A 12,681-nucleotide genomic window follows, 5' to 3' on the forward strand; every position below is an offset into this window, starting at 1 on the left:
TCAGCCTCCATCACTGGCACTCTGATACTTCGAGTGCCAATGATGCGGCATCGGACACCCCTTCGTCCAATGGACGTGCGCGTTGTCATAGCCCGGTAACGCGCCGCAGACGCGCTGGTCGTGCGGCTCGCGGGGAAGCTCGGGAAGGATCTCGCCCGGGTAGAGCAGCACGATCGTCGGCGCCTGCACCCGGGGGAGGACCCGGTCGTAGGAGCCGCCGCCCTGCCCGAGCCGGGTGCCGTCCGCGGCGACGGCCAGGCCCGGCAGGAGTACCAGCTCGGCGGTGGCCACCGCCGCCACGCCCAGCCGGGGGCCGGTCGGCTCCTGGAGGCCGAGCCGGCCGGTGCCGAAATGTCCGTCATATACGGCCCAGTCGAGATCATTGTCGTCCAGCAGGACGGGTAGGAGGAGGCGCTCGGCCGCCGCGGCCAGGGCCGCCACGAGGTGCGGGCCGCCCGGCTCCAGCGCCAGTGGCACATACGCGGCGACGGTCCGGGCGCCCGCCTGGAGGATCAACTCGGCCGCGCGGGCGGCCAGGGATCGATCGGCGTTCGCCCGGACGTCCGGCGGCAGGCCGCGGCGGACGGACCGGATGTGCGCCCGGATCTCGGATTTGGGGGACACACTGGGCAGTACCACTCGATTCCTCCTGATCTGTGTCAGCATCCCATCAAAGCGATGGAGGGTGGAGACCGACGTGACGCTGCGGGCGCGGCTCACCGCCGCCTTCCTCGCGGTCGTCCTCGGCCCGGTGCTGCTCGGGGCCGTGTTCGTCGGGATCGCCGTGGCCACCGTCAGCGACCAGCGGGCGGCCGAGCGGCTCAGTGCCGGGCGGGACAACCTGCACGCCGCGCTCGCCGTCACCTGCCAGCGCCTGCGCCTCGCCGCCGAGACGGCCGCGCTGCTCGGGGAGAGCGCCGACGCCGCACAGACCGCCGTCGGCCGGGGTCTGGCCCGCGCGGTCGAGGTCGTGCGCACCGACGGGAGCGTGCAGGCGTCGGCCGGGAGCGCGCCGGCCCGGCCGTGGGCCGACTGCGGTGCGCCGACCACCTCCTCCGCCTACGCCGCGATCTCCGCCTCCGTCGACGTCCTGGATACCACCGGCCGGCGGGTCGGGCGGGCGTACGCGGTCGAGCCCGTCGACTCCACCCTGCTCGGCTGGCTCGGCGCGGCCAGCGGCGTCCGGGTCACCTCCCTGGCCGAGGGCGCCCAGCCCACCGCCGAGGACCGGGCCATCGTCGCCCTGGCCCGCGAGCTCGTCCCCGACGCGACCGGGACGACCGACGGCGGCCGGCTCGTGCGCCGGATCGACCCCGGGGCCGGGCAGCCGCTCGCCCTGGCCGTCAGCGTGCCCGAGCCCGACGTGCAGGGCCTCTACGCGGTACTCGTGGCCGTCGTCGTCTGCGCCGGGCTCGTCGCGATAAGCGTGGCCTGGTGGCTCGCTCGCTCCACCACCCAGCCGCTCACCGAGCTGGCCCAGGCGGTCGAGCGGGTCGCGGACGGTGACCTCGGGGCCCGGGTCCCCGTGCGCAGCCAGGACGAGGTCGGGCGGCTGGGCCGGACCTTCAATCGGATGACCCGGGAGATGCAGGGGTACGTCCAGGCGCTCACCGCCAGCCGCGACCAGCTGCGCGGCCAGCTCGGAGTCCTGGGCGACACCCTCGCCGGCACGCACGACCTCGACCGCATCCTCCAGGTCATCCTGCAGACCGCGACCGCCGCGACCGGGGCCCAGGCCGGGATCGTGCTCATGGCCGACCAGGCCGGGGTCGAGCTGCGGGGCCAGGTCAGCGAGGGCCTGTCCGGGATCGACGTGGGCGAGCTGCGCCTGGCGATGGGTGAGGGGCTGCTCGGCACCGTCGCCGCGTCGGGCGAGCCGATGCGCGGCCGGGTCGACCGCGACGGGCCGATGCTCACGACCGGCGAGCCACGGTGCGTCACCTACGTGGCGGTGCCGATCGCCGCGCCCACCGCGGGCCCGACCACCGGCCTGGAGCCGGCCACGGAGCGCCCGCCGGCCGCCCGGGGCGTGCTCGCCCTCTACGACCGGCACGGGTTCGACGAGTTCGACGACGCCGACCTGGTGACATTGCGCACGTTCGCCGGGCAGGCGGCGGTGGCGGTCGACAACGTACGGGTACACGAGGAGGCCCAGCGGTTGTCCTTGACGGACCCCCTGACCGGCCTTTCGAACTACCGCTACCTGCGCGAGTCGCTGCGCCGGGAGGTCGAGCGGGCCAGCCGCTTCGGCCGCGACCTGGCCGTGCTCGCCCTCGATCTGGACCACTTCAAGGAGGTCAACGACGGTTACGGCCACGCCGCCGGCGACGCGGTGCTCGCCGAGTTCGCCCGGCGGCTGCGCGCCGAGATCCGCGAGGTCGACTTCGCCTTCCGCCAGGGTGGCGAGGAGTTCGTCGTCCTGCTGCCGGAGACCGACGAGAGCGGCGCGGCCACCCTCGCCGAGCGGCTGGGCGTGGCCGTGCGGCGCACCCCGGTGCTCGTGGTGTCGGCCGGCGGCAACCCGGCGCCGCGCCGCGTACCGGTGACCGTATCGATCGGTATCGCGGTCTTTCCGCACCACGGGGCGACCGGCGCGGCGGTGCTGGAGGCCGCCGACGACGCCCTGTACGCGGCCAAGGCCGCCGGGCGCGACACGTATCGGCTGGCGGTGGCCGGTCCGGCGCCGGCGGGCGGCTCGAAGGCGAGCGCCGAGGTGACCCCCGGCGCGCCAAAGGCCGCACAACCACCGCGACAGAGCCGCGGCGGCTAGCCTGCTTACATGCCTGACACGACTCCTCACCAGTCCGCGACGCGCCAGCGGGCTGTCAAAGCCGTGATCCCGGCGGCGGGTCTGGCCACCCGCTTCCTCCCCGCGACCAAGGCCGTCCCCAAGGAGCTGCTGCCGGTGGTCGACCGGCCGGTCCTGCAGTACATCGTCGAGGAGGCCGCGGCGGCCGGGATCCGGGACATCCTCCTGGTGACCGGGCGCGGCAAGACCTCGATGGTCGACCACTTCGACCGCCGCCCCGACCTGGAGGCCCGCCTCACGGAGAAGGGTGACACCAAGCGCCTGGAGGCCATCAAGCGTCCGGCCGAACTCGCCGAGATCTACACCTGCCGCCAGGCCGAACCCCTCGGGCTGGGCCACGCGGTGTCCTACGGCGAGTCCCACGTCGGGCCCGAGCCGTTCGCCGTGCTGCTGGGTGACGAGTTCTGCGACGAGACCGAGCCCCTCCTGCCGGCCATGCTCGACCTGCAGGCCCAGACCGGCGGCATCGTGCTCGCGTTCATCGAGGTCGACCCCGAGGAGACCAACCGCTACGGCATCGCCGCCGTGGAGCCCTCCGACATCACCGTCGACGCCGGCGAGACGGTCAAGGTCACCGCGCTTGTCGAGAAGCCCAAGCCCGAGGACGCGCCGAGCAACCTGGCCATCGTCGGCCGTTACGTGCTGCCGGCCGAGATCTTCGACGCGATCCGCCGCATCGGCCCCGGTGCCGGCGGAGAGATCCAGCTCACCGACGCCATGGCACTGCTGCTGTCGGAGGGCACCCCGGTCCACGGGATCGTCTACCGGGGCACCCGGTACGACACCGGCATGCCGCTGGGGTACTTGCAGACGGTCGTCCAGCTCGCGGTGAAGCGCGACGACCTCGGTCCGGCGTTCAGCCAGTGGCTGACCCAGTTCGTGGAGAAGGATCTGCGCGGGTGACAGCGGTTCCAGCGACGGGCTCCCACCACGACGCGGCGCGCGACGCCGGCGTCGGGTCGAACGCGCGCGTCCCCCTCGCCGACTATCTCGCCGGCGTGCTCCGTGGGCTGCGCCCGTTGCCCCCGCTGGACCTGGAGATCACCGCCGCGCACGGCAACGTGCTCGCCGAGGACGTGGTCGGGCCGGGCCCGGTGCCCGCGTTCGACCACGCCGCCATCGACGGCTACGCCGCGCGCTTCGACGACGTCAGCGACGCCCAGCCGGGCCGCCCGGTCCGGCTGAGCGTCGTCGGTGACCTGGTCGCCTCCAGCTGGCGACCGGTCCGCCTCACCCCCGGCACCTGCTTCTCGGTCGCGGCCGGCGCGCTGATGCCGGTCTCGGCCGACGTCGTCGTGCCGCCCGGGATGACCGACCAGGGCATGGCCGCGGTCGAGGTGTACCACCCGACCAAGCGCGGCCACGGTGTGCGCCGGGCCGGCGACGAGCTGCCGGCCGGGGCGATCCTGGCCCGGGCCGGCGCCTACGTCACCCCGCCGCTGGTCTCCGTGCTGGCCGCGAGCGGCATCGGCCACGTCGTGGTCCGCCCCAGCCCCCGCGTGGTCGTCATCGCCACCGGCGACGAGCTCGTCGACGTCGGCCGGGCCAGCCAGCCCGGCCAGGTCGTCGACGCCAACTCCCACGCGCTCACCGCGGCCGCGGCCGAGGCGGGCGCGCACGCCTACCGGGTCGGCATCTGCGACGACGACCCCGAGGGCCTGCGCGGCCTGCTCGACGACCAGATGCTGCGGGCCGACCTGATCATCACCACCGGGGGCACCGGCACCGGACCGGGCGACATGGTGCGGCGCATCCTCTCGCGCACCGTCGTGTTCTCCGACCTTTCCGTGTACCCGTGCAGCTCGCTCGGGTACGGCACGGTCGGCGGCCAGAACGGCGTGCCGATCGTCTGCCTCCCCGGCGACCCCGGCGCGGCCCTGATCGGCTTCGAGGTGCTGGCCCGCCCGGTGATCCAGCTGCTGGCCGGGGCCGATCCCGTGTTCCGCCCGAGCGTGCGGGCCCACCTGCTGGAGACCGTCAGCTCGCCCTCCGGGATGCGCGAGTTCCGCCCCGCGTACATCACGGAGCGCCGCGGCGGCGGGTACACTGTCGCTCCGCTCGCCGGTGGTCCGTACACCCTCTCCGGCCTGGCCGAGGCCAACGGCCTGATGGTGCTGGGGGAGAAGGTGATCAGCGCGGCCGCCGGCTCCACCGTTGACGTCATACTTTTGGATAGGCGGCGATGAGTCAGCCTGGATGGCCCGCAGTCCTGCAGGACGGCCCCGTCACCCTGCGGCCGTACCGCCGCTCGGACGCGCGCGCCTGGTCCGAGGTTCGCCGGGCCAACGAGCAGTGGCTGGGCAAGTGGGAGCCGACGCCGTACGGCACCTGGCACGACCTCAACTCCACGGCCGCCTTCCGGGCCGTCCACGCCGACCTGCGCCGGGCCGCCCGCCACGGCAGCGCCATGCCGTTCGCCGTCTGCTACGAGGACCGGCTGGTCGGGCAGCTGACGCTCGGCAACATCGTGCGGCGGGCGTTCTGCTCCGGCTACGCCGGCTACTGGGTCGACTCGCGCCACGCCGGCAAGGGCATCATCCCCACCGCGCTGGCCCTGGTCGTCGACCACGCCTTCAGCGCGGGCGGCCTGCACCGCATCGAGGTCAACATCCGCCCCGACAACGCGGCGAGCCGGCGGGTCGTGGAGAAGCTCGGCTTCCGGCAGGAGGCGTACCACCATCGGTACCTCCACATCGACGGCGACTGGCGCGACCACCTCGGCTACGCGATGACCACCGAGGACCTCGCCGGCGAGGGCGGTCTCCTGGCCCGCTGGCACAAATCACCCGTCGCCTAGGGTATTTGCACCGTTCATCCCGGTTCATGGGCTTTTCGGACATGTCCGTTTTGCACCTTTAGGCGTTTCCTCCTGCGTGTTGACGTGGTACCGCGCCCGGCGCGTCGTATGGTCATGATTCGGAGTTACCGCGTTGTAACTTCCACGGACTTGGATGACTTGCGCGCTTGGGGGGAACCGGCGCGGAAGGTTGGAACAGGAGGCTTGAGGGTGCCGACCTCGGTGCTCCTCGCCGTCCTCGCCGCTGCTGGGCTCCTGGCCCTGGCGCCCGCATTGGTGCGCCGTTACGACGCAACCGAGCGGCTGGTGGCGGAGCGGGCGTTGTCGACCGCGCGGGTGCTGTCCCGCGCCGATCGACGCCGCCGCACGGTGCCCGGCCGCCGCCCGCTCAACCCGCCGCGCCTCCTGGTGCCGCGGGTCTCCTCGGCCTCCGGCCCGCTGCCCCCGCCCCGCCGCGCCCTGACCCCCGTCTCCGCCCCGCCGGCCGCGCGCCGCGCCGCGGTCGCCCATCGTCGCGTCCAGCGGGGGCCGCGGGCGATGTACCGCCGCCGCCGTGTCCTGCTGGCTCTGGTCCTGCTGAACCTCGTCGAGGTCTGCGGCATCACCCTGGTGAGCCCCGGCTTCTGGGTCTCGTTCGCGGTGACCGGCGTCCTGCTCGTCTACTACTTGGCCCACCTGCGCACCCGCGCCCTCCGCGACCGCCGCCGCCGTCGCGAGGAGGCCCGCTACGCGGCGTGGATCGCCCGCCGCCAGGCCCAGGTCCGCCGCGAACAGCTCCGCCGAGCCGCCGCCCGCCGCGAGGCCCTGGCCGCCCAGCTGGCCGAACGGGACCGAGCCCGCCGCGAGGCCGCCCGCCTGAACTCCCTGCGCGGCCGCCCGTACGACACGCGCGCCTCGGGACAGTGAACCCATTCGCGGAGCGCTGAGCGGACCTGTTAGTCTTAGCGCCGGTCCGCTGCAACAGGGGCCGAGGGGTTGTGGCGCAGTCTGGTAGCGCACCTCGTTCGCATCGAGGGGGTCAGGGGTTCGAGTCCCCTCAACTCCACCAATCACGCGTGGCCGTTGACCTGCTTACTCACAGGTCGACGGCCATCAGCTTCTCCACAAACACGTTCTCATGGATCCCCATAGGATCACCGTCGTCCCCCGCCAATCCTGGGGCGGTGCGGGGTGACACATGGGAACTACGCCCCCCGTGCTGGTGATGTTGATCTCAGCGGGGCCGTGCCCGCTGAGAGGGGTACCCGGCGCGCGCATCCATCGGCCCGGTCCGCACGCTCGACAGTCACGGAGTGCGCGCGTCGGTTAACCCACCGCTTCGCACCACGTGGACCAGGAAACCGGCCACATTGGCGGCGGCGTGCGCTCGGCTGCGGCCGGTGCCGTCAGTGCCCCAGTCGCAGACCGAGCGCATGACCAGCCAGCGTGGCAGGGCGCGAGCCGCCGCAGCTACGATCTGCCCGTCGTTCGGCTCGCCGGCCAGGGCATCGGGATGTTCACTGATCAGGCATGCCCGGAACGTCAAGGAGTCGCTGTCCATGCTCCCGGAGACCGCTGGCCCGAAGTGCACCTGCGTCCCCTGCCAGTCGTCAACTGCGGCTCGGCACGCCGACAGTAGCGTCGCCGACGGCATCACCCTCCGGTTCGGAGCACGCCATCCGTCGGTCCATCGAGGCCGCAGCAGCCGGAGTTCCGTCGGTACGAGCACGTCACCAGTCCGCTGTTCCGGGCCGATGGGCCCGAAACAAGGTCCGGTCAACACGACGGTGTCGGGCCGGGCCGCGCGCAGGAGGCCGGAGACCAGTGCAGGGCGGTCGGCGAAACCACTGCCGTCTCCGCTGAGCAGCACATCTACGTCGGCCACTCGTCCCAGTCGCAGGGCCGGATGGCGGCAGTCGCCGTTCCGCGTCACGCCGATGGCGTCGGCGACCGCCCGGTGCTCAGGTTGCGACGTTGCCAGCACCAGTAACCGATTGGTGCCGGTAGCTGGTACAGGCGCCGAGACGGCGGCAAACATCGATGCAGTGGCGGACTGGATCGCAGCGCCGGCGCGGCGGAATACGGCGAAGGTTGGCGGCACGGACACTCCCCGCTGGACGCGCAGCCACGACGGCCGGCGTCGTTCAGTCTCGATGCACCACCTTCCGTCATGCTACCTGCGAACGACCCATTCATGTCAGACTGACGATTAGGTAGGCTACCGGTGTGCCGACCAACAAGACCCGCCGCGACCGCGCACACGAGCAGCTCCAGCTGACCGTCGACCTGGTGATCCTGACCGTGTATGGGGGTGACCTGCAGGTGCTGATTGTGGAGCGGGGCAACGAGCCGTTCCGTGGGTCGCCTGCGCTGCCTGGCGGATTCCTCCGCTCAGGCGAAGGTGTCTACGAGGCGGCGGTCCGTGAGCTGTGGGAGGAGACCCGCCTGGACGGCGAGAAGCTGCCACTGCGCCAACTGGAGGTTTTCGGCGCGCCCGACAGGGATCCACGCGGACGAATCGTCACTGTGCCCTATCTCGCGATCGCGCCCAACCTGCCGCCGCCCGAAGCCGGCTCCGACGCGACGGCGGCGGCGTTGCGGCCGGTGCGCCAGCTGCTGACCGCCGGCGCCTCGCTGGCGTTCGACCATGACGACATCCTGCGGCTGGCGCTCGAGGAGACAGCCAAGGAGCTGGAGCACAGCACCATCGCCACCGAGTTCTGCGGCGAAACCTTTACTATTGGCGAACTGCGTGCCATCTACGAGATGGTCTGGGATCGACCGCTGGACCCGCGCAATTTCAACCGGAAGGTGACTCGCACGGACGGCTTCCTCGAGCCCGTCGGTACGCGGGCCAGCCGCGAGCCCGGCCGGCCGGCGATGCTGTATCGGGCCGGTCCGGCCAAGCGGCTCTACCCGCCTATCCTGCGGTCCGCAGAAGGAGAGGACTGACGCCACATTGTCAGCCCTGCACACCGAGCCGTTCCCGGACCGTGCGAGCCCGATCCTCGAGATAGACGGCATCTCCACTGCGGAAGCAGACCTCGGCCCGGATCAGGGCTCGGCCGGCCTGCCCGATCTCGCCCCCGGCGGCGTAGGCCTCACCCATCGACGTGAGGATCCTGCCCTCGAGGACGGCGTCGGCGCCTTGCTGGGCCAGCTCTCGCGCGGTCTCGAAGTGCTCGAAGGCTTCGGCTCGCATCGAGTCCGCCGTCTGGTCCTGCGTTGATGTGGCCGCGGCGATCGCCGTGTCGCCAAGAGCGTGATAGCTGTAGGCGCGGCCGATTACGTCATTGTCCTCGATGGTTGCGAGCACACGGTGGAACTGCTGCCGGGCTGACTCGACCTGGTTCGCGGCGAGGTAGGCCCGGCCGAGCCAGTACGCGCTCTGGGCGAGGACGCGCAGACTCGGCACGGTGGCGGCAACAGCGTCAGCCCGCCGAAGGATTGCCAGCGCCGCGGCTGGATCGCCTCCATCCAGGTGTGTCTGGCCGACGTAACGCAGCGCCTGCCAGCGGCCGACGAGGTCGCCACAGGCAAGGTAGAGCGCCTCGGCCGTCTCGAACTGCTCGATCGCGGCCAGCCGGTCTCCCGATCGACGCAGGGCGTTCCCGAGGGTCCGCCGGGCGATTGCTTCACCGTGCCGATCGCCGTGCTCTTGGAAGCGACGCACCGCGTTGGCCAGCTGGGGGGCGCGGGACACCCCGGCCCGGCCGCCGGCGGCGTATGCGGGCTGACCCAGTGCGGCGATGAGCATCGCCTCACCGCGTCCGTCACCTGCGGCCCGGCACACACGGAGGGCGTCGAGGTGCGTGGCCTGCCAGTCGTCGAGGTAGCCGGAGATTGTGTAGAACTCGTGTGCGCTCGCGGCGATATCCCACGCCAGACCGGCCCGGCCGAGGTCCGCGGCGTGCCGGACTGCGGCGCGCAGGTTGGCGCGTTCGACTTCGAGCCACCGCATCGGTGCCCGGTCGACGGCGGCCGTGAACTCCTCCGGGATGGACAGGTTCGGCAGGTCGGCGTGGACGGTCTCGAAGTCGCCGCCATGGATGCGCCCATGTGCACGGCGCACCATTGTCAGCAGGCTGCCATACACGCGGTCGAACACACGCTCGCGGGAGCCGGCATCGGGAAACAGATAGGTGGCGTGCCGGTTCGCATATTCGCGGGTCAGGTCGTAGAAGCGGTACCGGCCGTAGTCGTCGACCTGGAGTAGGTCCAGCTGAGTCAGGCCGGACACCGCCTCGTAGGGGTCGGTGCCGTCGCCGAGGGCCGCCGAGACCGTCCACAGCCCGAAGTCTGGCAGGCGCAGCAAGCCCAGCGCGTGAAACAGCCGCCGGGCTGCCGGGCCGAGGTCGTGCAGCCCGGCGCCGATGCTGCGATCGACGCTGCGATCGCCGTAGGTCAGTGACGGCAGCCGTTCGTTGGTGATTCGCCGGACCAGCTCCTCCGGGCCGAGCCCGTCGTGCCGTCCACGCAGCGCCGCAATGATCGCGATCGCGTACGGCTCGCCTGCGCACAGGGCGACCGCGCGTGCCGTTTCTTCTGGATGTGTATCCGGATCGATGCCGGACGCACGCACCCGCTGCTTAAACAGCGTAAGGGCCTCATGTGCCGCCAGTGGTGGCAGCGGCGCCAGATGGTGCGCACCGGTGAGCCCGGTCAGCCGGCGGCGGCCGGTGACGATCACAGCGCAACCGGGTTCACCCGGAATCAGATCGCGGATCTGCTCCTCACCGTGGCAGTCATCGAGCACGATCAACATGCGTCGGCCGCCGAAAAGGGTCCGGTATGCGGCGGCGCGTTCCTCGTGACGGTCGGGTACCGGCACCGAGAACGTGCGGAGCACCTGAGCCATGATCTCAGCTGGTTCTTCGGCCTGCTCGCCGGGGCCAAGCAGCTTCAGGTACAACTGGCCGTCGGGATAATCGTCGCGAATCTTGTGCGCGACGTGCACGGCGAGCGTCGATTTGCCGATGCCGCTACGCCCGGCCAGAACCACGACCGCGGGAGCGGTGCGCCCGTGGGCCTGCAGCAGGCCGGTCATGGTCTCGATGAACGCGGAACGGCCGACGAAGTCCGTCAGGTCCGCGGGGAGCTGCCGTGGAACGACCAGACTCGGGGCGGACGCCGATGCAGCCGCCGTGCTGGCAACGCCCTCTGCCTTGTCGATCGCGGCCACGTCCCCCTTGCTGATCGCGTACGCCAGCGTGCGGATCCGCGGATCGAGGGTGGACGAGTTCGTGTCCTGCTCGAGGGCCGCCCGATGCCGGTCACACGCCATCAGCGCCTCGGCGGTGTGCCCGACCCGATACAGCGCGAGCATCAACAGGAATCGCAACCTCACGTCGGTGGGATTGGCCTCCGCAACCGGCAGCAGGTCGTCGAGGACCTCGTCGTAGCGGCCGAGCGTGAACTCCGCCTCGCACAGCTTCGTCATCGCACGGACCCGCTTGAACCGCAGGTCTGCGCCGAACGCGTTGACGTCGGCGGATGAGTGCTGGGGCCACAGTCGCACTGCCTCGCGAAGCAGCTCCACGGCCCGGCTGGTGCCCTTGACGTCGTCCCGGGCGGCCTCGAGCACGAGATGCTGAAACCAGAGCAAGTCATGATCGCGCGCCTCGACACGCAACTCGTAGCCCACGTTGTTGTAGGTCTTGATGTCGTCCCGGCCGGCGGCGAGCAGCAGCTTGCGGTTGTGCGCGACCTGTTTGTGCAGCTGTACGGGCTGCACGTCGGTCATGCCCCAAACGGCACGTTTGATGTCGTCGATCTGCACGATGCGGTTGGGGCTCGTCATCAGCACGAGCAGCACGCCGCGCTGATGACCAGTCGGCATTGGTACGGCGCCGTCGGCGAGGCACGGCTCGCCAAGGACTCGATACATCATGGTGTCTGTGCTCCGTCCGCCCACCCCCGTGGCGTACAGATCGCTGACTGTCGACCCAGCTACGCACAGTACTTACGAGAAGCACCGTGGCGTAGCGGATATCGGGTCGCTGGAGTTCGCATATCGGGTAGGTCGGCGTCGCCGGAAGGTCTGCGGTAGACGCCGTTGTGTCAATTGTCATCAAACTCACCGTGAGCGACGACAGCCAAACGGCGTGCGATTCCGGAGGTGCAAACGTGCCCCACCCGCTAGACAGGATTCCAAGTGCGAACACCGTCGGCGATCCTTTCGGTCGTCAGACCGGAAGCATCTGGCTGCGCCGGGCAAGAATCGCCGCCCGGCGTGGTGACTATCGAACGGCCGCGCACGCCGCGCTGGAGGCGACGATAACCCGCTCGGATACGAGCACAGTGGCCGGGACCACTGAGACGTGGCGGATACGTGCCTTCGCCCACGCCGCGCTCGGGCGTCCGGAGGAGGCGCTGCTCGATCTGGCCCGAGCGATCCGGATGGAACCGAATGTCGCCGACCACCGTGTCGCGATGGGTGGCGTATTCGAGGATCTCGGCAATTGGCACGCCGCGCTCGATGCGTATCAACAGGCCCGTCGACTCGCACCGGACGAGCCGGCCCCGTGCTTCGGGATGGCGTCCGTGCTGACCCGAGCCGGCGCGGCCGACGCGGCGGTCGAGGTGCTCAGCTCCCTCAACGCCCGCACCGCCGGAGACGCCGCCATCCGAGACCGGCTGGCGCTCGCCCTAGTGGAGGCCGCAGAACGCATCCCGGCAGTTGGGCGTAGCGATTGGTACTTGATCACCAGCGCTCGTGAGATCAAGCAGATGCGCCTGAGGCTACACCGTGCCGCGCGTTTCGCGCACGGCCGAGAGGTGCGTGCACTCGTCGACCAGGTCGGGGTCAGTGTGGAACGCAACGCCCGGCGCGAGTTTCGCTGGGATCAGCTGTACGCCGGCTCGACGCTCGCGGCTCTGCTGCTCGCCGTGGCGTTGTCCGGTGGAACCGCCCGCGTGGTGTCCGAGTTCGTGCCAGGACTTCTGCCTATGGGCCCCGTGGTTGCATTGGCCGCCGCCGCGACGCTTCTGCGGTACGCGTACTCACCCCGGTGGCGGTACAACGCTCAATCGCTGCGGAGGCGATCGTTGACACGATCTCCGGTATTAATGTCTAATAGACATTAATACCTCTGAG

General features: G+C 71.0%; 10 protein-coding genes and 1 tRNA gene. 8 read left to right on the forward strand and 3 right to left on the reverse strand.

Annotation, left to right across the window (positions count from 1 at the left end; all coding sequences use genetic code 11):
• On the reverse strand, positions 1–639 hold the full coding sequence (locus Dvina_RS04195; protein ID WP_246656014.1) for a 5-formyltetrahydrofolate cyclo-ligase: 639 nt from the start codon (positions 637–639) through the stop codon (positions 1–3).
• A 46-nt stretch (positions 640–685) separates the two neighbouring features.
• Between Dvina_RS04195 and Dvina_RS04200 the strand changes: the two genes are divergently transcribed.
• From Dvina_RS04200 to Dvina_RS04225, 6 genes are all read left to right on the forward strand, one after another.
• Entirely contained in the window at positions 686–2,770 is a 2,085-nt protein-coding gene (locus tag Dvina_RS04200; protein WP_246656015.1) for a GGDEF domain-containing protein, read from the forward strand.
• 9 nt (positions 2,771–2,779) lie between these two features.
• Complete coding sequence (locus Dvina_RS04205; protein ID WP_223101045.1) at positions 2,780–3,712, forward strand: UTP--glucose-1-phosphate uridylyltransferase; 933 nt, start codon at positions 2,780–2,782, stop codon at positions 3,710–3,712.
• The gene (locus Dvina_RS04210; protein WP_223101046.1) at positions 3,709–4,995 is read left to right on the forward strand and encodes a molybdopterin molybdotransferase MoeA; all 1,287 of its coding nucleotides are present in this window, start codon (positions 3,709–3,711) and stop codon (positions 4,993–4,995) included. The genes Dvina_RS04205 and Dvina_RS04210 overlap by 4 nt, the downstream gene beginning before the upstream one ends.
• The gene (locus Dvina_RS04215) at positions 4,992–5,606 is read left to right on the forward strand and encodes a GNAT family N-acetyltransferase (protein ID WP_223101047.1); all 615 of its coding nucleotides are present in this window, start codon (positions 4,992–4,994) and stop codon (positions 5,604–5,606) included. The genes Dvina_RS04210 and Dvina_RS04215 overlap by 4 nt, the downstream gene beginning before the upstream one ends.
• Before the next feature lie 204 nt (positions 5,607–5,810).
• The gene (gene sepX, locus Dvina_RS04220) at positions 5,811–6,512 is read left to right on the forward strand and encodes a divisome protein SepX/GlpR (protein WP_223101048.1); all 702 of its coding nucleotides are present in this window, start codon (positions 5,811–5,813) and stop codon (positions 6,510–6,512) included.
• A 65-nt stretch (positions 6,513–6,577) separates the two neighbouring features.
• Positions 6,578–6,654 (forward strand) — tRNA-Ala (locus tag Dvina_RS04225).
• 237 nt (positions 6,655–6,891) lie between these two features.
• Here Dvina_RS04225 and Dvina_RS04230 read toward each other — a convergent pair.
• Positions 6,892–7,686: a nucleoside phosphorylase-I family protein gene (locus Dvina_RS04230; protein WP_223101049.1), complete on the reverse strand. Its 795-nt coding sequence runs from the start codon at positions 7,684–7,686 to the stop codon at positions 6,892–6,894.
• Between the two features lie 125 nt (positions 7,687–7,811).
• Between Dvina_RS04230 and Dvina_RS04235 the strand changes: the two genes are divergently transcribed.
• Positions 7,812–8,537: an NUDIX domain-containing protein gene (locus Dvina_RS04235; RefSeq protein WP_223101050.1), complete on the forward strand. Its 726-nt coding sequence runs from the start codon at positions 7,812–7,814 to the stop codon at positions 8,535–8,537.
• A 10-nt stretch (positions 8,538–8,547) separates the two neighbouring features.
• Here Dvina_RS04235 and Dvina_RS04240 read toward each other — a convergent pair whose 3' ends face one another.
• Entirely contained in the window at positions 8,548–11,400 is a 2,853-nt protein-coding gene (locus tag Dvina_RS04240; protein WP_223101051.1) for an AfsR/SARP family transcriptional regulator, read from the reverse strand.
• A 266-nt stretch (positions 11,401–11,666) separates the two neighbouring features.
• Here Dvina_RS04240 and Dvina_RS04245 point away from each other — a divergent pair, with 266 nt between their 5' ends.
• Positions 11,667–12,671 (forward strand): tetratricopeptide repeat protein, encoded by a 1,005-nt coding sequence (locus Dvina_RS04245; protein WP_223101052.1) that lies wholly within the window; start codon positions 11,667–11,669, stop codon positions 12,669–12,671.
• Positions 12,672–12,681: the final 10 nt, after the last annotated feature.

This window comes from Dactylosporangium vinaceum (assembly GCF_019904175.1).
GTDB classification, from domain to species: domain Bacteria; phylum Actinomycetota; class Actinomycetes; order Mycobacteriales; family Micromonosporaceae; genus Dactylosporangium; species Dactylosporangium vinaceum.

Excerpts from the sequence above, each read along its gene's own strand:
- Dvina_RS04215 (WP_223101047.1), top strand. The coding sequence starts at position 4,992 with ATGAGTCAGCCTGGATGGCCCGCAGTCCTGCAGGACGGCCCCGTCACC.
- Dvina_RS04205 (WP_223101045.1), top strand. The coding sequence starts at position 2,780 with ATGCCTGACACGACTCCTCACCAGTCCGCGACGCGCCAGCGGGCTGTC.